The sequence below is a fragment of the Pseudophaeobacter arcticus DSM 23566 genome (assembly GCF_000473205.1).
In the GTDB taxonomy this organism is placed as follows: domain Bacteria; phylum Pseudomonadota; class Alphaproteobacteria; order Rhodobacterales; family Rhodobacteraceae; genus Pseudophaeobacter; species Pseudophaeobacter arcticus.
In genome coordinates, this window is record NZ_KI421507.1 from 2,709,911 (window position 1) to 2,735,298 (window position 25,388).

Annotated in this window: 18 protein-coding genes, 4 tRNA genes and 3 rRNA genes; 12 read left to right on the top strand and 13 right to left on the bottom strand. The window is 56.8% G+C overall.

Going from position 1 to position 25,388, the window contains the following annotated elements; genetic code table 11:
* Positions 1-5 precede the first annotated feature (5 nt).
* Both ARCT_RS0117330 and ARCT_RS0117335 read right to left on the bottom strand, forming a co-directional pair.
* Positions 6-740: an aspartate/glutamate racemase family protein gene (locus ARCT_RS0117330; protein ID WP_027241205.1), complete on the bottom strand. Its 735-nt coding sequence runs from the start codon at positions 738-740 to the stop codon at positions 6-8.
* A gap of 52 nt (positions 741-792) precedes the next feature.
* Complete coding sequence (locus tag ARCT_RS0117335) at positions 793-1,488, bottom strand: GntR family transcriptional regulator (RefSeq protein WP_027241206.1); 696 nt, start codon at positions 1,486-1,488, stop codon at positions 793-795.
* Between the two features lie 212 nt (positions 1,489-1,700).
* Here ARCT_RS0117335 and ARCT_RS0117340 point away from each other — a divergent pair, with 212 nt between their 5' ends.
* The gene (locus ARCT_RS0117340; RefSeq protein WP_027241207.1) at positions 1,701-3,392 is read left to right on the top strand and encodes a thiamine pyrophosphate-binding protein; all 1,692 of its coding nucleotides are present in this window, start codon (positions 1,701-1,703) and stop codon (positions 3,390-3,392) included.
* Between the two features lie 319 nt (positions 3,393-3,711).
* Here ARCT_RS0117340 and ARCT_RS0117345 read toward each other — a convergent pair whose 3' ends face one another.
* The gene (locus ARCT_RS0117345) at positions 3,712-4,608 is read right to left on the bottom strand and encodes a LysR substrate-binding domain-containing protein (RefSeq protein WP_027241208.1); all 897 of its coding nucleotides are present in this window, start codon (positions 4,606-4,608) and stop codon (positions 3,712-3,714) included.
* Positions 4,609-4,797: 189 nt separating this feature from the next.
* On the opposite strand from ARCT_RS0117345, the gene ARCT_RS0117350 reads away from it, so the two are divergent.
* From ARCT_RS0117350 to ARCT_RS0117370, 5 genes are all read left to right on the top strand, one after another.
* Positions 4,798-6,039, top strand: a complete 1,242-nt coding sequence (locus ARCT_RS0117350; protein ID WP_027241209.1) for an NAD(P)/FAD-dependent oxidoreductase — start codon at positions 4,798-4,800, stop codon at positions 6,037-6,039.
* A 94-nt stretch (positions 6,040-6,133) separates the two neighbouring features.
* Positions 6,134-7,114: a TRAP transporter substrate-binding protein gene (locus tag ARCT_RS0117355; protein WP_027241210.1), complete on the top strand. Its 981-nt coding sequence runs from the start codon at positions 6,134-6,136 to the stop codon at positions 7,112-7,114.
* Positions 7,115-7,192: 78 nt separating this feature from the next.
* Positions 7,193-7,906, top strand: a complete 714-nt coding sequence (locus ARCT_RS0117360; RefSeq protein WP_027241211.1) for a TRAP transporter small permease — start codon at positions 7,193-7,195, stop codon at positions 7,904-7,906.
* Positions 7,906-9,222: a TRAP transporter large permease gene (locus ARCT_RS0117365; protein ID WP_027241212.1), complete on the top strand. Its 1,317-nt coding sequence runs from the start codon at positions 7,906-7,908 to the stop codon at positions 9,220-9,222. Before ARCT_RS0117360 ends, ARCT_RS0117365 begins: the two co-directional genes overlap by 1 nt.
* A 49-nt stretch (positions 9,223-9,271) precedes the next feature.
* Positions 9,272-10,165 (top strand): hypothetical protein, encoded by an 894-nt coding sequence (locus ARCT_RS0117370; protein WP_051361098.1) that lies wholly within the window; start codon positions 9,272-9,274, stop codon positions 10,163-10,165.
* Positions 10,166-10,228: 63 nt separating this feature from the next.
* Here ARCT_RS0117370 and ARCT_RS0117375 read toward each other — a convergent pair whose 3' ends face one another.
* Positions 10,229-11,014 carry a lysozyme family protein gene (locus ARCT_RS0117375; RefSeq protein ID WP_027241214.1) on the bottom strand — a complete coding sequence of 262 codons (786 nt, stop codon included), beginning with the start codon at positions 11,012-11,014 and terminating at the stop codon, positions 10,229-10,231.
* 294 nt (positions 11,015-11,308) lie between these two features.
* Between ARCT_RS0117375 and ARCT_RS0117380 the strand changes: the two genes are divergently transcribed.
* Complete coding sequence (locus ARCT_RS0117380; RefSeq protein WP_027241215.1) at positions 11,309-12,235, top strand: carbohydrate kinase family protein; 927 nt, start codon at positions 11,309-11,311, stop codon at positions 12,233-12,235.
* 138 nt (positions 12,236-12,373) lie between these two features.
* Here ARCT_RS0117380 and ARCT_RS0117385 read toward each other — a convergent pair whose 3' ends face one another.
* Positions 12,374-13,561 (bottom strand): aromatic amino acid transaminase, encoded by a 1,188-nt coding sequence (locus ARCT_RS0117385; RefSeq protein ID WP_027241216.1) that lies wholly within the window; start codon positions 13,559-13,561, stop codon positions 12,374-12,376.
* A gap of 71 nt (positions 13,562-13,632) precedes the next feature.
* Positions 13,633-14,670 carry a zinc-dependent alcohol dehydrogenase family protein gene (locus ARCT_RS0117390; RefSeq protein ID WP_027241217.1) on the bottom strand — a complete coding sequence of 346 codons (1,038 nt, stop codon included), beginning with the start codon at positions 14,668-14,670 and terminating at the stop codon, positions 13,633-13,635.
* Between the two features lie 140 nt (positions 14,671-14,810).
* On the opposite strand from ARCT_RS0117390, the gene ARCT_RS0117395 reads away from it, so the two are divergent.
* The 3 genes from ARCT_RS0117395 to ARCT_RS28080 all read left to right on the top strand — a co-directional run bounded on the left by ARCT_RS0117395 (position 14,811) and on the right by ARCT_RS28080 (position 16,647).
* Positions 14,811-15,290, top strand: a complete 480-nt coding sequence (locus ARCT_RS0117395; RefSeq protein WP_027241218.1) for an Lrp/AsnC family transcriptional regulator — start codon at positions 14,811-14,813, stop codon at positions 15,288-15,290.
* A 528-nt stretch (positions 15,291-15,818) separates the two neighbouring features.
* A tRNA-Thr gene (locus ARCT_RS0117405) sits at positions 15,819-15,894 on the top strand.
* Positions 15,895-15,975: 81 nt separating this feature from the next.
* Entirely contained in the window at positions 15,976-16,647 is a 672-nt protein-coding gene (locus tag ARCT_RS28080) for a DUF6538 domain-containing protein (RefSeq protein WP_154665388.1), read from the top strand.
* On the opposite strand, the gene ARCT_RS0117410 is transcribed toward ARCT_RS28080, so the two are convergent.
* Positions 16,565-17,736, bottom strand: a protein-coding gene (locus ARCT_RS0117410; protein WP_154665302.1) for an IS3 family transposase whose coding sequence is annotated in 2 segments (ribosomal slippage) — positions 16,565-17,505 and positions 17,505-17,736 — 1,173 coding nt in all. Because the reading frame shifts where the segments join, the coding sequence is not laid out codon by codon here. The genes ARCT_RS28080 and ARCT_RS0117410 overlap by 83 nt on opposite strands.
* A gap of 127 nt (positions 17,737-17,863) precedes the next feature.
* Here ARCT_RS0117410 and ARCT_RS0117420 point away from each other — a divergent pair.
* On the top strand, positions 17,864-18,070 hold the full coding sequence (locus ARCT_RS0117420) for a hypothetical protein (RefSeq protein ID WP_205855535.1): 207 nt from the start codon (positions 17,864-17,866) through the stop codon (positions 18,068-18,070).
* Entirely contained in the window at positions 18,067-18,939 is an 873-nt protein-coding gene (locus ARCT_RS0117425; RefSeq protein ID WP_027239009.1) for a hypothetical protein, read from the top strand. The genes ARCT_RS0117420 and ARCT_RS0117425 overlap by 4 nt, the downstream gene beginning before the upstream one ends.
* 85 nt (positions 18,940-19,024) lie before the next feature.
* Here the strand turns inward: ARCT_RS0117425 and ARCT_RS0117430 are convergent.
* The 6 genes from ARCT_RS0117430 to ARCT_RS0117460 form a co-directional block, all read right to left on the bottom strand.
* Positions 19,025-19,101 (bottom strand) — tRNA-Met (locus ARCT_RS0117430).
* Between the two features lie 210 nt (positions 19,102-19,311).
* A 5S ribosomal RNA gene (gene rrf / locus ARCT_RS0117435) occupies positions 19,312-19,426 on the bottom strand.
* Between the two features lie 275 nt (positions 19,427-19,701).
* Positions 19,702-22,566: ribosomal RNA gene (locus ARCT_RS0117440) — 23S ribosomal RNA — on the bottom strand.
* A gap of 559 nt (positions 22,567-23,125) precedes the next feature.
* Positions 23,126-23,201, bottom strand: a tRNA-Ala gene (locus tag ARCT_RS0117450).
* Between the two features lie 21 nt (positions 23,202-23,222).
* Positions 23,223-23,299: transfer RNA gene (locus tag ARCT_RS0117455), tRNA-Ile, on the bottom strand.
* A 313-nt stretch (positions 23,300-23,612) separates the two neighbouring features.
* Positions 23,613-25,076, bottom strand: a 16S ribosomal RNA gene (locus ARCT_RS0117460).
* Together the 16S, 23S and 5S rRNA genes with 3 tRNA genes alongside form the textbook arrangement of a ribosomal RNA operon.
* Between the last annotated feature and the right edge of the window lie 312 nt (positions 25,077-25,388).

Consider the following 25,388-nt stretch of genomic DNA (forward strand, 5'->3'; position numbering starts at 1 on the left):
CTGAGCTACCAGCGGGGGTCATCCAGCTCCAGATCAAAGCGACGCGGCATCAGCCCGGCCTGAAACCAGGTGACAAAGCTTTGGATGGAGAACACCGGCAGGCCCGTCACCCGGCGCAGATCGCGGGCATAGGGCACCATATTGGTGCATTCCAACACGATCGCCCCCAGATCCGGATTATCCGCCACCAGCGCCCGGGCGCTGTCAATCATGTCCAGCCGACAGGCTTCAAAGTCTATCGCCGCAGCATCCCCAAGTATATCACGGGTAAAGCAGCGCAGCCCCTCTGTGCCGCCAACCGGCGTATCCCCCGGCGCGCCCGCAGCACGCAGGTGGGCGGGGGTCAGTGTCTCCTTGGAAATGGTCAGGACGCCAACCCGCTTATCCCTAGGCAAAAGCGCCTGCACCATCGGCACCTGCATCAGCGAAGACGTCGCCACCGGCACCCCCAGCGCGGCTTTGACCTGATCCTGGATCAGCGCCAGAAAGCCGCAATTGGTGGTGATGCCATCACAGCCCATCGCAATCAGGTCACGCCCTGCCTCGATGAACAAATCCACCAGTTTGGTCGGATCATTGCGCACCACCAAATCCGGAGTAGCACCGCGTACCACCCGGTAATGCACCGGAAAATCCCAGGTCAGGACATTGCCCATATCGCCGTGAATACGCGGGAACTGTGTTTCCAACATCAAGATCCCCACCGCAGCCCCATAGACCGTCTTGCCACCCTGTTCCATCCCGTCTCCTTTTGAGTAATGCCCGCCGCGCCCAGTGATTAGCGTCCAGTGCCTAGTCTTCGTCCGGCACATAGAGCTGGGAAAAGGCGATGCGCACCGCCTCGGTTGCCTCTTCACGGCGCTTTTCAATATGCCCCCGCAGGGCTTTGGTTGCAGCCTCAACGTCCCGTGCGGCCAGCCCCTGTAGCACCTGCCGATGGGCCGAAACATCGCCCGGCGGGCGCCCCTCAGCCTGATCGCGCATCCGCTTTAGATCAATCAAGCGGATATAGCGGATCCGCCCATTGAGGTTCTTCAGCATCCGTTGCAGTTCACTATTGCCGGACAATTGCACCAGGCGATTATGAAAACTCTCGTCCAGCGCCAACAGCTCTTCCAAATCGGTGGCGCTTTCATAGTCCGGCTCCATCCGGTCCAGATAGTCGGAAAATGCGGAGATATCTTGCTCTGGTGCGCGCAGGCAAGCAATGCGCAGGGCTTCACATTCGATCGCCACACGCGCCTCATACAGGTCAAGAATATAGCCTGGCGTCAGCGGGCGGCAAAAGAATCCCCGGTTGATCTGAAAGGTCAAAAACCCCTCGGCCACCAGCCGGTTCAGCGCCTCCCGCAACGGCGTGCGGCTGGCCCCCAGCACCTCGGACACGGCACTTTCATTGATCCGCTGGTCAGGCTTGAAGGCAAAATCCGCTGCCATCCGGCGCAGCGCCTCATAGACCCGATCAACATTGCTTTCCCGTTTGGCCATCTTGTTCCGCTCGCATCCTGATCTTGGCGCAGTTCCCTGCTGATTTGAGGCCACGCTAGAGCAGACTTGACTTGTCCGCAATAATGAACTCCAAACTGTATACAGTTGTGAGCACACGACTTGATTCCATTGGTGATGCAATGAACAAAACGCGGCACCCGTAGAGAGCTGCACAATGACCAAAACAGATTGATCAAACCCGGGAGAGTAAAATGAGCAATGCGATGAACGGCGCCGAGGCCCTGGTGCGGATGTTGGAAGCCCACGGCGTGCGCCATGTCTTTGGTCTGTGCGGCGACACCACCCTGCCCTTTTATGACGCGCTTTATGGCCTGGATCACGGCATAACCCATGTGCTTACCCGCGACGAGCGCTCTGCGACCTATATGGCCGATGGCTATTCCCGCGTCACTGGTCGCCCCGGCGTGGCCGAGGGTCCCTCCGGTGGCGGCGCCACCTATATCCTGCCCGGCCTCATTGAAGCCACCGAAAGCTCCTACGCGGTTCTTGGCATCACCACCGACATCTCGGTTGCGTCTTATGGAAAATACCCGCTGACAGAGGTCGACCAGGAGGCCCTGATGCGGCCCCTGACCAAGTGGAACACGGTGATCAAACAGTCCCAACACATCCCCCGGATGGTGCGCACCGCTTTCAAGGCCATGACCACTGGCCGGTCAGGTGCGGCTCATCTTGGCCTGCCATATGATGTGCAATATGATGCGGTTGACCCCAGTGATATCTGGGCAGACCCAAAACACCAAAGCTATCCCGCCTACCCGCAGGCGCCCGAACCCGGCGCTGCAGAGGCGGCGATTGATGCAATTTTATCGGCAAAATCGCCGCTGATCATCTGTGGCGGCGGCATTGTGATTGCCGGCGCCATGGAGGAGCTCTCCCGGCTTGCCACCCGCCTGGATATTCCAGTCGCAACCTCGATCTCAGGTCAGGGATCCCTGGCCGAGACCCATGCCAATTGCCTGGGTGTTGTGGGCTCAAACGGCGGCACCGATGAAACCTGGGAAATGATGGAGGCGGCGGATCTGGTGGTGTTCATGGGCTGTCGTGCAGGCTCTACCACCACCTCGCGCTGGGAGGCCCCGGCACCCGGCACCCGTATCGTGCATTTTGACAATGACCCGATGGTGATCGGCGCCAATTACCGCACCGAGGTGGGGGTGGTGGGCGACCTGCGGCTCTCGCTGGCTGCGGTCAACGCGGTGCTGGATCGCCGGGCGCAGGGCGCGGATAGCTTTGGCGGTGCTGCTGCCATCGCACAGATCAAAGCGCGCAAGTTTGAAAGGTTTCATCACCTGGCCCAAAGCACCGAGACCCCAATCCGCCCCGAGCGCGTGGTTGATGCGCTGATGAAAGTGCTGCCGCCGGATGCCACTGTGGTTTCTGATCCCGGGACCAGTTGTCCGTATTTTTCGGCCTATTACCAATTGCAGCAACCGGGGCGCTATTTCATCACCAACCGGGCGCATGGCGCCCTTGGCTACGCGCTTTCGGCTTCCTTGGGGGCATGGTTCGGGCGGCCCGCATCAAAAACCGTGGCCTTGATGGGAGATGGATCCTTTGGATTTACCGTGGGTGAGCTGGAGACCGTCTGTCGCGCCCGCGCGCCCATCACCTTTGTGGTGTTCTCCAATTCAAACTTCGGCTGGATCAAGGCCAGCCAGTTCGCGGACAAGGGCGCGCGGTACTACAACGTCGATTTCAACCGCACCGACCATGCCGCCATCGCTGCCGCCTATGGTATCAAAAGCTGGCGTGTGGACAAGCCCGAGGACCTGGAGCGGGTGATGCGCGAGGCGGTTAATCACGACGGCCCCACCCTGGTGGATGTGGTCTGTCAGCCCCTGGAGGAAAGCAACGCCCCTGTTCGGCGCTGGATGGGGTGAGGCCCGTCTCGGAAAGGCTCTGGGAGAGCCTTTCAGGGCCGAACGGGCGGAGCCCTGGGGGACTATGCCAAACGGGCGGAGCCCTGGGGGATCATGCCAGACGGGCAAAGCCCTGGGGGTCGGACAAAGACGACAAAAGATGCCCGTTCCAGTGCCATGTCCCGGAAAAGATATCGGCCCACCCTGAAACTCCGTTCCGCACTCCCTGAGCTCCAGTCACCAACCGCGCCGCGCCTTGGCGCGGCGCCCGGCCCAAGGGGAGAGAGGTCATCTTTGATGGCCTTGATCTGCGCGGGAGCCCCTCCTTATTTGAACACTGTCAGTCCACACAATAGGGCGCCAGTTCCGACTGCAAAAGCGCCAGAAACTCTTGCCCGATTGAAGACAGCGGTCGCGCGGCAGAGGTAATCACTGCCATCTCCATCAGGATCTGCGGGCGAAAACAGCGCGAGACAAAGCCGCCCTCCTTGTCAAAATCCAGCACAAAGGGATCCAGCAAGGCCACGCCCATTCCCTCTTTGACAAAGCTCAGCAGGTTCTTGAACAACTGCGCATGAACCCGCGTCTTGAGCGGCACCCCCGCCTGTACAAAGGCTTCGCGAATGTTCCGGTGGGTGATGTGATCAGGCCCCATGACCAGAAATGGCGCACCTTCCAAGAGCGCCGGGGTAAGAACCTCATGTTGCGCCAGCGGGCTGTCAGCGGGAAGCGCCAGGGATGTTTCAACCCGGATAGGATAGGCCTGCAGCCCATCATGCAGCAGCGGCGTTTCGCAGATACCAATTTCAAACAGGCCCGAGATCACCCATTCCTGGATCTTCGATGAATACTGCGACTGGAACGAGATCGACATATCCGGCCGGTCGCGGGCGAATTTGGCAATCAGCTTTGGCATAAACCCAAAGGACATCGAATGCTGCGAGGCCACCTGCAGCTGCCCTGCCTGCTTGTTCTGCAGATCAATCACTGCATGGGTCACGTGATCAAAGCCACGCACCACCGTATCAATCTCACGAAACAACAGATTGGCTTCTGGCGTCGCCCGCAACCGGCCGCGATCACGCTCAAACAATTTGAACCGGGTCTGCCGTTCCAACTGATGCAAAAGGTTTGAGACCGCAGGCTGGGAAATTCCCAAAAGTGCAGCCGCGCCGGTCACTGTTCCGGTCTCAATCACCGAATGAAACGCCTGTAACTGTCTAAAACGTAGGTTCATGCGCCCTCTGTATCATTTTTTGTTATGGAGCGCATCGATAATTATATTTGAAATGATGTGACTGACTGGGCATGGTCAGCAAACGATCTGTGCTTTTTGCAGCATGTCCCAAGGGGCTGGGCAGGCGATTTTTGCAACGCCCTGCTGCTGATACCTGCACAACCAACAGGACAACCAAAGCGACGTTGAATGAAAACAGAACACATCATCATTGTTGGCGCTGGCATTGTGGGCGCCGCCACTGCGCTCTGGCTGAAACGTGCCGGATACAACGTCACCCTGATTGACAAAGGAGAGCCCGGCATGGGCGCCTCCTACGGCAATGGCTGTCTGCTGGCCAGCTGCGCCATGGTGCCGGTGACCACGCCAGGGTTGCTCTCCAAGGGGCCAAAATATCTGTTGGACCCAAAGTTTCCGCTGTTCATGCGTTGGGGCTACACACCAAGGCTGTTGCCCTGGCTGATAAAGTACCTGTCACATGCCAATGACAACGACACCCGCCGCATTGCAAAATCTCTTACCCATATTGTTGGTGACAGTGTCGAACAGCATCAGGCCCTGACCGCCGACACCCCAGCTGCAAAATGGATCAAAGAGACCAATTACAACTTTGCCTACAAGGACCGCGCAGCCTTTGAGGAAGATGCCTATGTCTGGGAGCTGCGCCGCGAGGCGGGGTTCATACCAGAGATCATCGAGGGCGCGGCGGTTCAGGAGTACGAGCCGATCCTGGGCAAGAACACTTCCCTTCTGGCGGTGAACAAAAACCACGGTTTTATCCTAAACCCCGCCAACTACGTCAAAGATCTGGTCAAACTCCTGGTCGAAATGGGCGGCAGCTTTGTCCAGGCGGAAGTGAAGGATTTCGACCTCAGCGGTGGCCGCATTTCTGCGGTAGACACTGACCAGGGGCGCTTTGACTGTGACAAGGTGGTGATTTCTGCCGGGATCTGGTCCAAGCCCCTGATGCAGAAACTGGGCCTCAAGGTGCCGATGGAAGCAGAACGGGGCTATCACATTCTGTTCAAATCCCCCAGCATCACCCCACGCTATCCGATGATGGTGGCGGCCGGCAAATTTGTCGCCACCCCGATGGATCAGGGCCTGCGCTGCGCCGGTGTTGTGGAATTTGGTGGCTTGGATGAAACCCCGTCCAAGGCGCCCCTGGCGCTGCTTCGACGCACGGTGGCAGAGACCTTCCCGCAGATGCAGGCCGTTGAGGAGGAAGAATGGCTCGGCTTTCGCCCCGCCCCGACCGACAGCCTGCCACTGATTGGCGAGGTCGCCGGCTCGGGCGTCTTTACCGCCTTTGGCCACCACCATATTGGCCTGACCGGCGGCGCAAAAACGGGGCGTATGGTGGCCAGTCTGATTTCCGGCCAGCCCATGAACCTTGACATGCGTCCCTTTGAACCGGATCGTTTTGCCTAACGCCTGTTAGGCCCCCAATTCCAAACAAACCGGCAAAGACAAGCCGGCAATAGCAAGCTGAAAAACAGCACCACCAACCTCCAGGGAGATTACCATGACATCTAAAACTTCTATCAAAATGGCCTTTACAGCCTCGGCGCTGGCGTTTGCCGCCTCAGGCGCTGTGGCGGAAAGCTGGGATATGCCAATGGCCTATTCCGCATCCAATTATCACTCAGAGATGGGGGTTGTTTTTGCCGATAAGGTCCGCGACTACACTGGCGGCGATATTGACATCACCGTGCATCCCGGTGGCTCCCTGTTCAAGGGTGGCGAGATCAAACGCGCGGTGCAGACCGGCCAGGCCCCGATTGGTGAACGCTTCATGTCCGCCCATGCCAATGAGGCGCCGTTGCTGGGCTGGGATAACCTGCCCTTTATTGCCACCACCTATGCCGACAACGAAAAGCTCTGGCATGCCGCAAAAGACCGGGTGAATAGTCAGCTTGGCGAGCTGAACCTTGTTGCGCTTTATACCTGCCCCTGGCCAGGCCAGGGCTTTTACTTCAACAAAGAGGTCTCCTCCTCTGCCGACACCCAGGGCGTCAAGTTCCGCAGCTACAACACCGCAACAGCAACCTTTGCCGAAGAACTGGGCATGATCCCGGTACAGGTCGAAGCCGCCGAGTTGAGCCAGGCACTGGCCACCGGCGTTGCCGAGGCATTCATCTCGTCGGGCTCGACCGGGTATGACCGCAAGGTCTGGGAAAACCTGAGCCATTATTACAAGGTCAACGCCTGGCTGCCACGCAACTATGTCATCGTCAACAAACAGGTCTGGGAAGACCTGAGCCCCGAGACCCAGGCCCAGGTGCAAAAGGCCGCCGACGAGACCGGGGCCGCCTGCGCTGCCAAATCCGAAGAGCTGGCCAACTGGTACTTTGAACAACTGTCAGACAATGGCATGACCGTGGCTGACGCAGGCCCCGAATTCCTCGCCGAGCTGCAGGAAATTGGCACCAAGATGACAGCCGAATGGCTGGCAGCAGCCGGTGACGACGGCCAGGCCATTCTGGACGCCTATAACGCCAAATAACCTCACGACCTCTCACCTGACGGCTCCTGCTTTTACCGGGTAGGGGCCGTCTTTTATGACCACATTTGGGGGATGGGCATGCGTGACTGGCAACCGTTTCTGGGCCTGCCGCTCTGGGCTTGGCTTTTTGTTATTCCAACCGTTTTGGCACTAACCTGTCTGGCTGCACCGGCTCCAATGGGCCGTGCTCTGCGGCCACTGCAGGCCCTGCTGGATCGGATCTATCTGTCTGCAGGTGTGTTGGCCGCAGTCTGCATGATCACCATCCTGCTGCTGATCGTCGCCCAGATGGGCGCCCGCTGGAGCAACCTGACCTTCCCAGGCTCCACCGAATATGCAGGCTATGCCATGGCGGCGACCTCTTTTTTTGCCTTGGCCCATGCGCTAACCCGTGGCGCCCATATCCGGGTGTCGATCTTTCTCAACATGGGGCATCACTTTGGCCTGTGGCTGGATGCATTCGCCATGTGGATCGCAGCCATCACCGCAACCTATTTTGCCCGTTTTGCCATCAAGACCAATATCATGTCCGAGATGCTGAATGACCGCACCCAGGGGCAGGACTTTACCCCGGAGTGGCTGATCGCCGTCTTCAAGATGTTTGTCACCGCCCCCGCTCACTGGGGCAAGCTTTGGGCCGAAACCGGGTCTGACTGGGTCTATACCCCGGTCTGGCTGCCACAGCTGCCAATGTCGATCGGCACCGTGCTGCTGGCGCTGGCGCTGTGGGACTATCTGTGTCGCCTGCTGATCACCCGCCGGGCCAGCATTACTTCGGAGGCCGTGGAATAATGGGCGAGATCTATACAACCCTTATCTTTGTTTTTGTGCTCTTTGCCCTGCTGGGCAGTTCCGTCTGGATTGGTCTGGCGCTGATGGGCGTCGCCTGGTTTGGCATGGAGCTGTTCACCACCCGCCCCGCCGGGGACGCGATGATCACCACCATCTGGACCGGAGCCTCCAGCTGGACCCTGACGGCGCTGCCGCTGTTCATCTGGATGGGTGAGATCCTCTATCGCACCCGCCTGTCACAGGACATGTTTCGCGGCCTTGCCCCCTGGATGCGCTGGCTGCCTGGCGGGTTGCTGCACACCAATATTGCCGGCTGCACCATCTTTGCCGCCGTGTCCGGCTCATCCGCAGCAACCCTGACCACCGTCGGCAAGATGTCGATCCCCGAGCTGCGCAAACGCGGCTACCCGGAATATATGATCGTTGGCACCCTGGCGGGAGCCGCAACGCTGGGGCTGATGATTCCGCCCTCGCTGACGCTGATCGTCTATGGCGTGTCGATCAATGAATCGATTACCAAGCTGTTCATGGCCGGCATTTTCCCCGGACTGGTGCTGGCCAGCCTGTTCATGGCCTATATCATCGGCTGGCATTTCTTTGCCAAAGACCAGCGTCCCGAACCAGAGCCCGCCATGTCCTTTGGGGAAATGATGTCAGAGAGCCGGTTTCTGATCCCGGTGCTGACGCTGGTCACCGTGGTGATCGGTTCGATGTATCTAGGCCTTGCCACCGCCACCGAGGCCGCTGCGGTAGGCGTGCTTGGTGCCTTGACGCTGGCACTGTTTCAGGGCTCGCTGGGCTGGTCCACCTTTACCGAGTCATTGATGGGCGCCACGCGTACCTCTGCAATGATTGCGCTGATCCTGATGGGAGCGTCGTTCCTATCGCTGTCCATGGGCTTTACCGGATTGCCCCGGGCGCTTGCAGCCTGGATCGACCAGATGAACCTGTCACCGCTGGTACTGATTGTGGCGCTCACCCTGTTTTACGTGGTGTTGGGCATGTTCCTGGATGGGATTTCTTCGGTGGTGCTGACCATGGCCATCGTTGAGCCGATGATCCGTCAGGCCGGTATTGATGTGATCTGGTTTGGCATCTTCATCGTGGTGGTCGTTGAAATGGCCCAGGTGACGCCGCCAATTGGGTTCAACCTCTTTGTGCTGCAAAGCATGACCCGCCACGAGATCTCCTATATTGCCAAGACCGCGATCCCCATGGTCGGCCTGATGCTGGTGATGGTGGTGATCCTGGTCGCCTGGCCCGAGCTGGCAACATGGCTCCCCAATAATCTGCGCAGCGGACCAGCTGGCGGGTAACACAGTGATAGGCCTGCTGAATATTGTGGCCCGCCATGGGCGGGCTGCAATGGTGCTTGGACTGCTGGCAGGATTTGCCCTGCCGCACCTGGCCGCAATACTAAAACCCTGGTTGCCAGAGATGGTGGCCGGCCTGTTGTTTCTGACCGCGTTTCGCATTGGCGCGTCGCGCGCCCTGGGTGGGCTGCGCGATGGCATCTCCAGTCTCAAGGCCGTTGTGGTCTTGCAAATGGCCCTGCCGCTGGGAGCGCTGGTCTGTTTTGCCGGGCTGGGGCTGCTGGCTACGCCGCTGGCCATTGCCGTGATCCTGATGCTGTCGGCGCCCTCCCTGACCGGCAGCCCCAATATCACCCTGTTGATGGGGCATGCACCTGAACCCGCCTTTCGGTTGATGATCCTTGGCACCGCCCTGATGCCATTGACGGTTTTGCCGGTATTGTTGCTGCTGCCCGAGCTCGGCGATCTTAAATCGGTTCTGCATGCTTCACTGCGACTGACCGGCACCATCGCCCTGACGGTTGGGCTGGCTTTTTTCTGTCGGCACTGGCTCGCACGCGATCTGAATGAGCGCATGGGCCGCGCTGTAGATGGGGTCACCATTCTGGCGCTGGTGGTGATCGTGATAGGTCTGATGGCGGCCCTGGGCCCGGCTCTGCATAGCGCGCCCTGGCCTGTCGCTCAGTGGATGCTGTTGGCCCTGAGCCTCAACTTTGGCCTGCAATATGCCTGCTTTCGCTGGCTGATGTGGCGCGGAGCATTCCAAATCGCAGCGCCCTGCTCTGTGGTGGCTGGAAACCGGAACTTTGCGCTGTTTCTCATCGCCCTGCCCGCCAGCACCACGGATCCGCTGCTGATCTTTCTTGGATGTTATCAAGTCCCGATGTATTTAACCGCTTTTGTCATGCGACCGATCTACGCAAGAGCCCTGACCACGGCCCCGTGACAGACAGTTTACAGGCAGTTTACAGGCTGTTTTCAGGTTGTTTACAGGTTGTTTACAGGGCCACTAGCCGGGGAAAATGCGCGCCATCTCTGCGTCGAATTTGGCCCAGCTGAGCACCGCCCGATTGCCCGCCAACCCGTGATAATAGGATTTCCCACTTGGCGTCGGCAGCCCGGCCCAGATCTTGGCCAGATTGTGCATGAAATCCTTGCGGCTCATGTCATCGGCCATCATCGCGCTCAGGCCCGCTTCTTCAAGCAGCTGATGCGCCAGACGGTCCTGCAGTTGAGGCGAAAACACATCGTCGCGTTTGGCACCCACATGATCGGCAAGACGTTTCAGCGTCGCGGGAATAAACTGGTAGCGGCCAATGGCATGTTGTTGCCCCGGGGTGCGGGCGATCCAGTCGTAGATCTCACCCAGGGTCATTGCGGTTGGGCGCTTGTTCGGCTTGACAGCAGCCGCATGTTGCACCGCATCATACTGCGCCCCGCCGGCCTCGGCGCTGGCGATCAGCTGCATCAGCTTTGCCACCGCCCCTTTGGCCACTGCTCCTTTGGCCACGCCCCGTGGCAGCGCCCGGAACAGACTGGTGCCGCGACGATCCGCAAACAGGCTGGCAAGATTGGCCTGCACCGCCTCCATCTCGGCCTCCAGCCCCTGTGGAGCTGGATTGGCCGTCAACACAGAAACCGGGCTATGGCGCGCCAACACAGGCTGCACCGCTGAATTTCCCTGGCCAAAGAAATCCTCATTCACAATGGAAAACCGCTCTGTGGCGCCGCATTGCACCGCGCTGAGTGCAAGAACGATATAGGTTAGAGGCAAAGCCAAGCAGGTTTTGTTCATATCAGCCTTCTGTCTGAAACTGCGGTCTTTCACAAAATAGCCCCGCGGAATTGAGATTTCCTTTACCGCGTTCCTTTTGGTCGCAACCTGCTGGCCCGATGTTCGAGAATGGCGGCTCAGAACAGCAAAGATCGCCCCTCGCTCGGCTGTTGCAGCCGAAAACCTACGGCGATATCGTGAGGCACAGCCGAATTGCAACGGCGTTAGGGTCTTGGCTGCAGATGCGCTGACAACAGGACATGCAGCCAATGCAGAGCACCTAATCTCGGCCCCCAAAGCCCCCGGAGTGTGGCAATGATCCTTTGTTGCGGTGACGCTTTGATCGACATGATCCCGATGACATCAAAGCCGGGCACCGAAGCCTATGTGCCAAGACCCGGCGGAGCGGTGCTCAATACTGCCGTTGCCCTGGGCCGTCTTGGGGCTCCGGCAGGCCTGCTTACCGGGGTGTCACATGACATATTTGGCCAGAAACTGGCGGCGCATTTGACCCAATCCCATGTGGATACCTCGCATATCCTCTGGTCAGACCGCCCCACAACCCTGGCCTTTGTACAGCTGATGGAAGGTCAGGCATCCTATTGTTTTTATGATGAAAACTCTGCCGGGCGGATGCTGAATATTGCCCAAATCCCAGCTCTGCCCAATGCGATCACAGCCCTGTTTTTTGGCGGTATCAGCCTTGCCAGTGAACCCGCTAGTGACTGCTACGCCGCGCTATTGGCCCGCGAAGCTGGGTCGCGCGTGATCATGATTGATCCCAATATCCGCCCAGGTTTCATCAAGGACGCCGCCCGATACCGTCAGCGCTTGGGTCACATGATGGCGCAGGCGGATATTGTAAAAGTCTCCGACGAGGACCTGAACTGGCTGTTCCCTGCGCCCCAAAGCGACGAGCAGAAAGTAAAGCAGCTGTTGGCGCTGGGGCCGTCGCTGGTGGTTCTCACACGTGGCGGCGATGGCGCGGATGGTTTTCTGGCCAATGGCAGCCAAATTCACGTGCCAGCAACACCAGCTGAAATCGTGGATACCGTTGGCGCTGGCGACACCTTCAACGCGGGCCTTCTGGCCAAGCTGTCCGAGCTGAACTGCCTCAGCAAGGATCAGGTACAGACCCTGTCGCCCGAGACGCTCCAACTTGCTTTGGAGCATGGCGCCAGGGCCGCTGCCAAAACGGTTGCCCGGGAAGGCGCTGATCCCCCCTGGGCCGGGGACCTTTGACCCAGGTTTGAGCCGATTTTTGGCCTGCCCCTCCCCCATGTGTGCCAGGCCAGTCTGGCCTGAAGTAGGTTTTCAAGCCTAACACTGCCCCCACCTCCCGCACTCTGGTCAGGCCAGCACTCAGGCTGGCACCTACACTCAGGAAGGGGCTGTCACCACCTCGTGCACCGCCCGAATGAGCCAACCAATATCCTCCGGCCCAAGCCGCGCGACGTTGACCCGGGCGCCCTTTACCACATGGATGCCGTGATAGCGTGTTAAGGCTGTTTCCTGGCGCTCGGTCAGCGGCAGCAAAGAAAACATCCCCGATTGCTGGGCCAGATATGCCAAATCCCGGGTGCCAAAAGCCTCTGCCTCAGCCTGGGCGATGTCTGCGCGCACCTGTGCGACGCGGGCGCGCATCTGATCTAACTCTTGCAGCCAAAGGTCCTTCAACTTTTGGTCCTGCAGAATTTCGCGCACCACAGAGGGGCCATGATCCGGCGCATGAGAGGCCCCCGCGCGCACAATCGCCGAGATCGCCCTATGCATCCTGGGGTGGTCCGCCTGGCCTGTTTTGACAAATAACGCCCCGGCCCGGTCGCGGTAGATACCAAAGGATTTGGACAGCGTGATGCAGACAATACATTCCGCAAAGCGCGCGGCAATCTGCTGGGCCATTGCGCAATCCGCCTCGAAACTCTGCGCAAAGCCAAGATAGGCAAGGTCGATCCACGGCACGATGCCCCGCGCTTCCAGCACAGTCAGCAAAGCCTCGAACTGTTCCGGCGTCATATCCGCGCCCGTGGGATTGTGGCAGACCCCTTGCATCAGGAAGACATCGCCGGATTTGGCGGCACTTAACCCGTCGAGCATCTGATCAAAGGTGATCGCGCGCCGGATCGTGTCATAGTAGGGCACCTGCCTGAACCGCGCGCCTGCAGCCTGCAGGATCGGGATGTAGTTCCCGTAGGTCGGCGTTTGCAGCCAGACCGTGGGCGCATCGGGCATCTGAGCCAGAAGATCCGCCATCACCCGCAGTGCCACCGCCCCGCCTGAGGTCTGTGCCGCGACCCAATCGCGCCCCCAGGTTTCCCCCAGGATCTCCTGCCCCAAGAGCGCGCAGTAGTCGGCATCTCCGGTCAGAGCCAGGTAGGATTTACTCGCCTGCGTCTCAACCAGCCGCTGCTCTGCCTCTTTGACGGCCCGCAGGACCGGGGTTTTTCCATCCGCGTCCTGATAAATCCCAACGGTCAGGTTGAGCTTGTCCAAGCGTGGATCTTGCGCAAAATAGTCTGCCCCGATCATGATCGGGTCGACGGGGTATTCCTCAACTTTTTCAAACATCGTCTCGCCCTCTCGCTATTCGATTGCGCCCGCCAGGCTCACTGCCTCTCGCACGCAAACCTCCACACATCTCAGAACCGAGTGATGACTGTCGCGCCGACGGACTGGAATTTATTCATGTTCATCAGGGCCTCGGGCGCATCCGCAAGGCTGATTTGGCTCCCCACCAGCCGGGCCGGATCAAGCTTGCCGCTGGCGACCATATCCAGCATCGCGCCATAGCGATGCGCCTGCATCCCATGCGAGCCCAGCAGTTCTATCTCCTGGCCAACAATCTTGGGCATCGGTATCGCGGGGGCTGCGTGCTCTCCCAGCATCAGGCCAACCTGGATATGTTTGCCCCGCGGACGCAGGCAGAGGATGGAATTGGTCATGGTCACGGGATGCCCCAATGCGTCCAGCGACACATGGGCCCCCCCGCGCGTGATTTCTTGGATGGCGGCAGGCACATCGGCTTCGGTGCCGTTGATGACGGCCACGGCGCCAAGATCCTGCGCAAGGGACAGTTTGGCAGGGTCAAGGTCCACACCAATCACATTCGCCCCGGCAGCGGCCGCGATCATGACGGCTGACAGGCCAACGCCGCCACAGCCATGCACTGCCACCCATTGACCTGCACTGACTTTGCCTTGATCAATCACCGCTCGAAAGGACGTGGCGAACCGACATCCAAGACTGGCAGCAGTTGCAAAATCCATACTCTCAGGCAGCGCAACAAGGTTCAGATCAGCCTGGTGGATGCCGACATATTCGGCAAAGGATCCCCAGTGCGTAAAGCCAGGTTGCTCCTGATACAAACATACCTGTTGATGACCTGCGTGGCATTCGGAGCAGCTGCCGCAACCGCAGATAAAGGGCACAGTCACCTTGTCCCCCACCTTCCAGTTGGTAACATCCTTGCCGACCGCCTCAACGACGCCCGCCAGTTCATGCCCCGGGATATGCGGCAGCTCGATGTCGCTGTCATGTCCCATCCAGCCATGCCAGTCACTGCGGCATACGCCAGTTGCAGCGACCTTCAACACAACACCATGGGCTTTGGGGCTTGGGTCATCGACCGTCACCAGCTTGGGCGTGTCTTGGAACTTTTCAAACAGAACAGCTTTCATGGCAGGGTCTTTCCGCTTCGGTTGTGGCTGGAGCCGATCATAATGCCCCGCAAGGAAATAACTTTGCTATTCCCGCGTGAAATTCTGCATAATGGAGGAGAAACCCCTCACAAATTGCCAATTACCGAAAGACTTCCCCCTTGCCCGATATCGATGCTGTGAACGCCCAGATCCTGACCCTGCTGCAGAACGACGGACGCATGACAAATGCTAAGCTGTCCGAAACCCTGGGGATGAGCGAGACCCCTTGTTGGCGACGCCTGAAACGGCTGGAGGAAAAAGGTATCATCGACGGGTATCAGGCCAATCTGAACCGCCGCAAGCTGGGGCTGGGTGTCATGGCCTTCGTCCAGTTGCGCTGTTCTGAACACGATCAGGCCGCAACGGCGGAATTCCAACGGATTGTCGAAGTAACCCCCAACATACTTGCCTGTCACAACACCACCGGTGCGGACGACTTCCTGCTGATCGTTGTGGCGCGAGACCTGGATGACTACAGCGCCTTTGTCGACGGTACCCTGCGCCGCTTGCCAGGCGTGACCAGCATCCGCTCAAATCTCTCGCTAAAGGAGATGAAAGCATCAAGCAAATTGCCAATCATTACCCACGCGACATCATGAGTATAACGCACCAGCCCTACCCCCACCGAGATCATGTACATGGCTTCACAGGATGCTGGCGGTAAGATTCCGCGTGCACAGAGCCATAAAGAAATTTGTCCCCTGGACCGCCCAGTGTCATCTACCAGTGTCATCTACCAGTTTCATCTATATCTCATCATCTATTGTGCTGTTCTGATTGAATTTTGCCTTGCTTTCACCTGATCCCGTATTTCCCGCCCCGCTTGCCAAAGGGGGCCGAGCCAGGCGCACTGAGCCTTGCAACCTATGCGCCAAGCCGCACCGTTCCCAGCCAGCACCCCAAGCCGCGCTATCATTTCGACCCTCTCCAACAAAGGGCCAATCATCTGAAAGCATAGGGCAACATGAGGCCAAAATTGGGGTGTAGTCAGCGGAGCGAGAACAAAGAATTCAGTCCGGACAAATTTCTTCCTGAGAGGTCTTGCAAACAGAGTTGTTTGGTGTAGAAGGGCGCAGCAACAGCAAAGCACCCGCCAAATGGCGCTTCGCAGCTGCAAAACAAAGAGTGCCCCTATAGCTCAGCTGGTAGAGCAACTGATTTGTAATCAGTAGGTCCGCGGTTCGAGTCCGTGTGGGGGCACCATTTATCATTGAAATTGCAGTACTTTCATGGTGTTAGTGGTCATGCCACTACACAAACGCTACACATTCTGCGGTGGCGCACATGAGGATTGCCTTGGATCTACCGCATCTCAAACCCGCTACAGCAACAGCAAATGCCAAATATCGCAGGCGTGTCCCTGAAGATCTCCGAGGCGTTTTTGGGAAAAATGCTGTGGAGTGGTCTCTCGGTACAAAAGATCCCGCCGAAATCTATGAGGCATGGAAGATTGCTCACGCCAAGTATGAAGCAATGGCTGGTAGACGTTCAAAGGTTTCCACCGAACAAATCAGATGGGAGATCGCTCAGAAGGCAGCAATTGAGCATGGTCTTGCGACCCCTCGAGACAAACGTATTGGGCCCGTTGATTTAGAGCTTGAGCAAGGAAAGTATCAGGACTTCACCGATGCAGTCCGCAAGGAAGCCGAGAAACTGTCATCTCAGCAATTGGGAGCAAAGTTCGCTAACAATCCAGCTCCCTCAAGTTTTGACGTGCTCTTGGAGGCGCAGCTCAAAGGCATAGAGCGCCCTCCAGTGACCCTAAGAGACGCTGCTGACAGCTATCTGAAGGACCGAGAGGCCCGAGCAACCTACCGGGATATTTCAAAGCAGGTTGGACCTGTCACGCTTTCGTGCCGCTCCACGTGCTCGTTTAAGCCACCTTTCGTTCGAAGGCGACAGGGCTTTTCCAGCCCAGTGCTGAATGGCGGCGGCGCGGATTGTAGAAGCCGTTGATGTATTCGAAGATCGCCATCTCGGCCTGCCGCCGTGTTTCCCATGAATGCCGCCAAATCAGTTCGGCCTTGATGGTTTTGAAGAACGTCTCGACTGCAGCGTTATCGTAGCAATTGCCTTTGCCACTCATGGACACTTTGAAGCCGTGCTGTCGCAAGATCTGTCGATAGTCGTGCGAACAATATTGCGATCCGCGATCCGTGTGATGGATGCAGCCCTTCGGCGGCCCCCGGAAGGCTATTGCCATGTTCAACGCACGGATCGCCAGGTCCCGCTTCATCCTGTTACTCACCGCCCAGCCGATCACGCGCCTTGAATGCAGATCCAGTATCACAGCGAGATACAACCAACCTTCACGCGTCCAGATATAGCTGATGTCCATTGCCCGGCAGGGTATTTCCGTAGGAAATGTCCCGAGAGGGGCCGCCCACTTCTGGTTTGGCCCATCAGCGTTGAAGTCCCGGTCCAACAGGTTCGGCGCGATGTTGAACTTATGATTGCTGTCTGTAGTCACCTTGTGTTTGCGCGTTCTGATGACCGATATGCCGTTCTGGCGCATCAAGCGACCCACGCGACGATGACCAATAACCAGTCCGATCTCTTTCAATTCCTCAGTCATGCGCGGCCTGCCATAACTGCCAAGGCTGAGACGGGATTGTTCTTTGATATGCGCCAGCGTGACCAGGTCGGACCGTTGTCTGCGGCTGGCAGGGCGACTGCGGAATGCCCGCAACCCACGTGAACTGACCCCCATGACACCGCACATCCGGCCGATAGAGAACGCAGATCGGTGTTCCTCAATGAACCTAAACCTCACGGCTTTTGGCTCGCGAAGAACACCGTGGCCTTTTTTAAGATTTCCCGCTCCTCCTTGAGAATGCGGTTCTCGCGCCGAAGCCGGTCATTCTCTTGGGCGAGGCCTAAATCCTCTTTCGTCACCACACCCGTGTCTCTGTATGCCGTGATCCATTTGTTCAGCGTCGACATGCCCACACCTAGGTCATCAGCTACCTGATTGCGCGTTAGCCCACTGGTCAGTGCTATCCGCACCGCATCCTGGCGAAATTCGTCCGTCCGTTTCAGTCCCATAGTTCATCTCCTTTGTTGCAGTAAATGCTATCAAAGGAGCGGCATCAAACCGCGACAGGTCCAGTCCAACCTGTGCCGGGTCAACCTGCACAGCCTTCTGGCGGAATGGCTGCCCGATGGGCGGCGTATGGGGCGCGATTGGGTGGCGTTAAACCCCACCCGCGCGGATCGCTCGCCAGGGTCGTTCCGGATCAACATGGATAATTGTCTTTGGGCGGACTTTGCCACCGACGACAGGGGCGGCGATGCCATCAGCCTCTTTGCCTACCTGAATGGGCTACAGCAGGGACAGGCCGCACGCGCACTGGCGCAGCGCTTTGGGGTGCAGCCATGAGCGCGCTGCAAGATCTGCGCCACCCCTCTGCGGGTCTGGCTGACAAACAGCATATCTACACCGACCAAACAGGAACACCCCTTCTGGTCGCCAATCGCTATGAAGGAAACGGCACGGGACAGCGCAAGTTCTTCCTGCCCTATGATGTGGCCAAAGCTGCATGGAAAGCACCGCAATCACGCCCCATCTACAACCTGGACAAAATCGCCCAGGCCGCGCCAGACCAGCCGATCTTTTGGGTGGAAGGTGAGACCTGCGCCGATGCGCTCACAGATCTCGGATACCTGGCCTCCACCAGCTTTGGCGGCAGCAAGGCCCTGGCAAAAACCGACCTGTCGCCACTGGCAGGGCGCAGGGTCATCATCTGGCCTGATCTTGACGCGCCAGGGCAGGATTATGCCAAACAGCTCGCACAAGATCTCGTTACGTTACATAAAGCGACGCCGCTCTTGCTGCCGATCACCGACGCCCTGATTAAATCCCATGATCGGACCGGGGTCCTCCCCCAACCGCTGCCCAAGGGGTGGGACGTTGCCGATGCTATCACGGCGGGCTGGGGCTGTGGCGAGATTGACAGCCTGATCAACGGGGTGTTCTGCGACCTTCCCGATGCAACGATCCCGTACGTTACGATACAGGCTGGAACAGCGGCAAATGCGCCGCTCGCCCCTACGTATAGGTATAGGGGGGACAGCGCCGAGGAAGCCGCCCTACGTATAGGTAACGATACGGACCAGGACCGGGCACGGGTTGATGACCTGGAGCTGTGGAAGACACCACAGGGCGAACCTTACGTAACCCTTCCCCGCCAGGGGCATCTTGAGAACTGGGCCACCGGCTCCAAGGTGTTTCGCGATTACCTGGCCTAGCACCGTTGTAGCACTGCGCATATAGCAGCAACGCGTAAAGCCACCCGTAGGTGGCTGCAAGTATCTGTTATTGATATGTAAATTTTGGTTGCGGGAGTAGGATTTGAACCTACGACCTTCAGGTTATGAGCCTGACGAGCTACCGGGCTGCTCCATCCCGCGACAGTATTCTTGTCCTATCGCCTATTGGCTACTTGAGGACATATGTTTGTCCTATCGCCTATCGGCTACTTGAGGACCTTATGTTTGGGCTATCGCTTTCGCTAGTTAAGCCCTTTGTTGTCTTTACCGTTAGGTTTAGAGACGATTGTTCCTTCAGTGATTTGGTATCTGAAGGNTATTTTATCGTTTAGAGTTTTTGGATTTTACTAGGTTTGGCAGTGACCTACTCTCCCACGCCTTAAGACGCAGTACCATTGGCGCAAAGGCACTTAACTTCCGGGTTCGGGATGGGACCGGGTGTTTTGCTCTCGCTATCGCCACCAAACCAAGAAAAATCCAAGAACCTGCGGTTCTTGGATTTTTTTTGGTTGGCGGTCGGCAGGGTATTTGCTTTAGCAAATGCCCGAGAGACCGCGCCCCAGTTATGTCACGAGGACATTTCCAAGATCGCAGGGAAACAATCAACACTGACGACGTTACGCAAGTAAAGTCTGTCAGGCAGCAGGCAGAGTATTTGCATTGCAAATGCACGTTGCTGCACCTTTGTTATGTCACAAGTCAATTGGTGCTTATTTGGTTCTTGGCTGTCTATTACTAGATCAGATCAAGCCAATCGGGCGATTAGTACCAGTCAACTGAACGTGTTACCACGCTTACATCTCTGGCCTATTGACGAGGTGGTCTACCTCGGCCCTCAGGGATACCTTGTTTTGAGGGGGGCTTCCCGCTTAGATGCCTTCAGCGGTTATCCTGTCCGAACATAGCTACCCAGCACTGCCGTTGGCACGACAACTGGTCCACCAGTGGTTCGTTCACCCCGGTCCTCTCGTACTAGGGGCAACTCCTCTCAAGTATCCTACACCCACGGCAGATAGGGACCGAACTGTCTCACGACGTTCTAAACCCAGCTCACGTACCTCTTTAAACGGCGAACAGCCGTACCCTTGGGACCTGCTCCAGCCCCAGGATGAGATGAGCCGACATCGAGGTGCCAAACACTGCCGTCGATATGGACTCTTGGGCAGTATCAGCCTGTTATCCCCGGCGTACCTTTTATCCGTTGAGCGATGGCCCTTCCACTCGGGACCACCGGATCACTATGGCCGACTTTCGTCTCTGCTCGACTTGTCAGTCTCGCAGTCAGGCTGGCTTTTGCCATTGCACTCAACGAGCGATTTCCGACCGCTCTGAGCCAACCTTCGCGCGCCTCCGTTACGCTTTAGGAGGCGACCGCCCCAGTCAAACTACCCGCCACGCAGGGTCCCGGATCCGGATAACGGACCGCGGTTAGACATCAAGAGTGCGAAGGGTGGTATCTCAAGGGAGGCTCCACCGAGACTAGCGTCTCGGTTTCGATGCCTACCACCTATCCTGCACGTCACAATCCTGATGCCAGTGCGAAGCTGTAGTAAAGGTGCACGGGGTCTTTCCGTCTAACCGCGGGAAGCCTGCATCTTGACAGGCAATTCAATTTCGCTGAGTCGATGTTGGAGACAGCGGGGAAGTCGTTACGCCATTCGTGCAGGTCGGAACTTACCCGACAAGGAATTTCGCTACCTTAGGACCGTTATAGTTACGGCCGCCGTTTACCTGGGCTTCAATTCAGAGCTCTCACCCCTCCTTTTAACCTTCAGGCACCGGGCAGGCGTCAGACCCTATACGTCGTCTTGCGACTTCGCAGAGCCCTGTGTTTTTAATAAACAGTCGCCACCCCCTGGTTTGTGCCCCCGGATTCCACTTGCGTAGGACCCGGGCCTCCTTCTCGCGAACTTACGGAGGTATTTTGCCGAGTTCCTTCAACATCGTTCTCTCAAGCGCCTTGGTATTCTCTACCAGTCCACCTGTGTCGGTTTAGGGTACGATCTTATAGAGGGGCTATTTCCAGGAACCGCTCAGCTGCTCATTCAATCCAATAAGGATGAACAACACCCGCGATCCGTCACCACCTCATGGCCCAGGAATATTAACCTGGTTCCCATCGACTACGCCTTTCGGCCTCGCCTTAGGGGTCGGCTTACCCTGCTCAGATTAGCTTTAAGCAGGAACCCTTGGACTTTCGGCGAGAGTGTCTCTCACACTCTTTGTCGCTACTCATGTCATCATTCTCGCTAGTGATCTCTCCACGGGATCGCTCACGCGCCCGCTTCATCGAAAGGATTTATGTCTGTGCTACCGCTTCGCTACTTGAGCACGTTTGACCGCGCCCTCATATCTCAGCGATAAAGCAGACAAAATCCTGTGTCACACTACGCTCTGCTACCATGCACTATGTGCATCCTCAGCTTCGGCTCATGGCTTGAGCCCCGTTACATCTTCGCCGCAGGACGTCTTAATTAGACCAGTGAGCTGTTACGCTATCTTTAAAAGATGGCTGCTTCTAAGCCAACTTCCTGGTTGTTTTGGACATCCCACCTGCTTTCCCACTTAGCCATGAATTAGGGGCCTTAGCTGGAGGTCAGGGTTGTTTCCCTCTCCACTACGGACGTTAGCATCCGCAGTGTGTCTGCCGTATAGTACTCCCGGGTATTCGGAGTTTGGTTAGGATCAGTAAGACGGTGAGTCCCCATTACCCATCCAGTGCTCTACCCCCCGGGGTATTCGTACGACGCTCTACCTAAATAGATTTCGCAGAGAACCAGCTATCTCCGAGTTTGATTGGCCTTTCACCCCTAGGCACAGCTCATCCCGATCTTTTTCAACAGATGTGGGTTCGGTCCTCCAGTGCATGTTACTGCACCTTCAACCTGGCCATGCCTAGATCACTCGGTTTCGGGTCTGATCCCACGAACTCATTCGCCCTATTAAGACTCGCTTTCGCTGCGCCTACACCTAACGGTTTAAGCTTGCTCGTGAGACCAAGTCGATGACCCATTATACAAAAGGTACGCTGTCAGGCCGCAAGGGCCCTCCAACTGATTGTAGGCGTTCGGTTTCAGGTACTGTTTCACTCCCCTCGTCGGGGTGCTTTTCACCTTTCCCTCACGGTACTGGTTCACTATCGGTCAGTAAGGAGTACTTAGCCTTCGAAGGTGGTCCTCCGATCTTCAGACAGAATTTCACGTGTTCCGCCCTACTTAATACGTCCTCTCATGCTTCGAATACGGGACTATCACCCGCTATGGTCCTGCTTCCCAACAGGTTCTTCTCACACTCAAGGCTCGGCTGGTCCCCGTTCGCTCGCCGCTACTAGGGGAGTATCAATTGATTTCCTTTCCTCCGGGTACTTAGATGTTTCAGTTCCCCGGGTTTGCTCTTATAAACCTATGTATTCAGTTCATAAGTACCTGGTTAAGAACATTATAAATTACCGAAGCAATTATAATGAACTTTCAGGTGGGTTGCCCCATTCAGAAATTCATGGATCAAAGCTTATTCTCAGCTCCCCATGACTTATCGCAGAGTATCACGTCTTTCATCGCCTCTTACTGCCAAGGCATTCACCAAACGCCCTTCTCGCGCTTGATCTGATCCAGAAATAGAGAGCCACGTTATTTGCGCTACCGCCTATTCGGCTACTTGAGCGCAGATATGATCTCCTGCCGCTTCGCTACTTGAGGACTTGATTAAGTCTCAAACACCGAGCGCCAAAACATCAATGGCAATCAGGATCCAGCCGCTGGTAAGTAGCCGGACCACAATCTCTGAACCAAAAAGCATACTTTCCCATGTTTGATGCCCTATCGCTTCGCTACTTGAGGGCCTGATGTCGGTCAGACCCGGTATCAAAACAGGCGTCAAACATATGTGGTTCCAAAACCTATGCGGAATTGGAACCGGGTTAGTGTACTTGACTTGGACAACTCTGTCGTTTCAAACCGGCATACTCATGGACGTCCGAGGAAACAGACGTGTTCATAAGCTCGCTGTGTAAAACCCGAAGATCTCACCCAGCACCAATCTGAGATCATCCCCACACTCGGGGCGATCAACAGTGTTGTTGATTGTTTCTCTCTTTACGATATCAATTCGTCCAATTGGACGGTTAAGAACTGCGCACAGTGCTTAACGATCTAATTGTCTGTAATGGTGGAGCCTAGGAGGATCGAACTCCTGACCTCCTGAATGCAAATCAGGCGCTCTCCCAGCTGAGCTAAGGCCCCATCTTAATCCCGAAGGATGAGTGGTGGGTCGAGGAGGACTTGAACCTCCGACCTCACGCTTATCAGGCGTGCGCTCTAACCACCTGAGCTACCGACCCGGTTTTCGATTTGCAAAGCAAATCAAAACCCGTGTGCGACAGGGTATTGCAAAGCAATGCCCGAGAGCAGCACTCAGTGGTTATGTCACCAGGCAGCGCCAGATAACGGCTGCTGCCGCGACTTGTCTGAAGAGATATGAGGACGGCTCGGTCCATGTTAGTGTCCTACCGCCTTGCGGCGACGTAAGGACCTAACTGATGTTGAACAGTTTTGATTACTGTTCATTGCTAAGTGTATCACGACTTTTATGCGCTACCGCTTCGCTACTTGAGCGCGTTGGTAACTCAACCAAGTATCTAGATACATCCTTAGAAAGGAGGTGATCCAGCCGCAGGTTCCCCTACGGCTACCTTGTTACGACTTCACCCCAGTCGCTGAACCCACCGTGGTCCGCTGCCCCCTCGAAAGGTTGGCGCACGGCCTTCGGGTAGATCCAACTCCCATGGTGTGACGGGCGGTGTGTACAAGGCCCGGGAACGTATTCACCGCGTCATGCTGTTACGCGATTACTAGCGATTCCGACTTCATGGGGTCGAGTTGCAGACCCCAATCCGAACTGAGACATCTTTTTGGGATTAACCCATTGTTGATGCCATTGTAGCACGTGTGTAGCCCAACCCGTAAGGGCCATGAGGACTTGACGTCATCCACACCTTCCTCCCGCTTATCACGGGCAGTTTCCCTAGAGTGCCCAGCCGAACTGCTGGCAACTAAGGATGTGGGTTGCGCTCGTTGCCGGACTTAACCGAACATCTCACGACACGAGCTGACGACAGCCATGCAGCACCTGTCACTTGGTCTCTTGCGAGAAAACCAGATCTCTCTGGCGGGCCAAGGATGTCAAGGGTTGGTAAGGTTCTGCGCGTTGCTTCGAATTAAACCACATGCTCCACCGCTTGTGCGGGCCCCCGTCAATTCCTTTGAGTTTTAATCTTGCGACCGTACTCCCCAGGCGGAATGCTTAATCCGTTAGGTGTGACACCAACAAGCATGCTTGCTGACGTCTGGCATTCATCGTTTACGGTGTGGACTACCAGGGTATCTAATCCTGTTTGCTCCCCACACTTTCGCACCTCAGCGTCAGTATCGAGCCAGTAAGCCGCCTTCGCCACTGGTGTTCCTCCGAATATCTACGAATTTCACCTCTACACTCGGAATTCCACTTACCTCTCTCGAACTCAAGATCAGGAGTTTACAAGGCAGTTCCAGGGTTGAGCCCTGGGATTTCACCCTATACTTTCTGATCCGCCTACGTGCGCTTTACGCCCAGTAATTCCGAACAACGCTAACCCCCTCCGTATTACCGCGGCTGCTGGCACGGAGTTAGCCGGGGTTTCTTTACCAGATACTGTCATTATCATCTCTGGCGAAAGAGCTTTACGACCCTAAGGCCTTCATCACTCACGCGGCATGGCTGGATCAGGCTTGCGCCCATTGTCCAAGATTCCCCACTGCTGCCTCCCGTAGGAGTCTGGGCCGTGTCTCAGTCCCAGTGTTGCTGATCATCCTCTAAAACCAGCTATAGATCGTAGACTTGGTAGGCCATTACCCCACCAACTATCTAATCTAACGCGGGCCGATCCTTCTCCGATAAATCTTTCCCCCGAAGGGCGTATAAGGTATTACTCACCGTTTCCAGTGGCTATTCCTTAGAGAAGGGCACGTTCCCACGCGTTACTAACCCGTCCGCCGCTCACTCCGAAGAGTGCGCTCGACTTGCATGTGTTAAGCCTGCCGCCAGCGTTCGTTCTGAGCCAGGATCAAACTCTCAAGTTGAAAAGCAATCGCTTGCTTATCCTTGACGTTCGAACCTCTGCACATCTCCAATACTCAGGGCCACCCTTGGGGGCAGGCCCATATGTTCACCCGGCTAAGGATTGAACACGCATTGGAAGTCATCTGTTTGATGTACACAGTTTTCATAAGAAAACAGTGAACCGTTCAAACAGTGAAGCTGACACTCTATCATCGCGCTACCGCTGCGCTACTTGAGCGCCGCAATATTACTAAGAGCGTTGATATACAGACGTTGATCCATCGAAACGAACCAAACCGCCCACATATCTCTTCAGTTATCATCAATGTCAA

Excerpts from the sequence above, each read along its gene's own strand:
- ARCT_RS0117420 (WP_205855535.1), top strand. The coding sequence starts at position 17,864 with ATGGGGCGCGATTGGGTGGCGTTAAACCCCACCCGCGCGGATCGCTCG.
- ARCT_RS0117360 (WP_027241211.1), top strand. The coding sequence starts at position 7,193 with ATGCGTGACTGGCAACCGTTTCTGGGCCTGCCGCTCTGGGCTTGGCTT.
- ARCT_RS0117355 (WP_027241210.1), top strand. The coding sequence starts at position 6,134 with ATGACATCTAAAACTTCTATCAAAATGGCCTTTACAGCCTCGGCGCTG.
- ARCT_RS0117425 (WP_027239009.1), top strand. The coding sequence starts at position 18,067 with ATGAGCGCGCTGCAAGATCTGCGCCACCCCTCTGCGGGTCTGGCTGAC.
- ARCT_RS0117365 (WP_027241212.1), top strand. The coding sequence starts at position 7,906 with ATGGGCGAGATCTATACAACCCTTATCTTTGTTTTTGTGCTCTTTGCC.
- ARCT_RS0117385 (WP_027241216.1), bottom strand. The coding sequence starts at position 13,561 with ATGTTTGAAAAAGTTGAGGAATACCCCGTCGACCCGATCATGATCGGG.
- ARCT_RS0117335 (WP_027241206.1), bottom strand. The coding sequence starts at position 1,488 with ATGGCCAAACGGGAAAGCAATGTTGATCGGGTCTATGAGGCGCTGCGC.
- ARCT_RS0117370 (WP_051361098.1), top strand. The coding sequence starts at position 9,272 with ATGGTGCTTGGACTGCTGGCAGGATTTGCCCTGCCGCACCTGGCCGCA.
- ARCT_RS0117350 (WP_027241209.1), top strand. The coding sequence starts at position 4,798 with ATGAAAACAGAACACATCATCATTGTTGGCGCTGGCATTGTGGGCGCC.
- ARCT_RS0117340 (WP_027241207.1), top strand. The coding sequence starts at position 1,701 with ATGAGCAATGCGATGAACGGCGCCGAGGCCCTGGTGCGGATGTTGGAA.
- ARCT_RS0117375 (WP_027241214.1), bottom strand. The coding sequence starts at position 11,014 with ATGAACAAAACCTGCTTGGCTTTGCCTCTAACCTATATCGTTCTTGCA.
- ARCT_RS0117380 (WP_027241215.1), top strand. The coding sequence starts at position 11,309 with ATGATCCTTTGTTGCGGTGACGCTTTGATCGACATGATCCCGATGACA.
- ARCT_RS0117330 (WP_027241205.1), bottom strand. The coding sequence starts at position 740 with ATGGAACAGGGTGGCAAGACGGTCTATGGGGCTGCGGTGGGGATCTTG.
- ARCT_RS0117390 (WP_027241217.1), bottom strand. The coding sequence starts at position 14,670 with ATGAAAGCTGTTCTGTTTGAAAAGTTCCAAGACACGCCCAAGCTGGTG.
- ARCT_RS0117345 (WP_027241208.1), bottom strand. The coding sequence starts at position 4,608 with ATGAACCTACGTTTTAGACAGTTACAGGCGTTTCATTCGGTGATTGAG.
- ARCT_RS28080 (WP_154665388.1), top strand. The coding sequence starts at position 15,976 with ATGAGGATTGCCTTGGATCTACCGCATCTCAAACCCGCTACAGCAACA.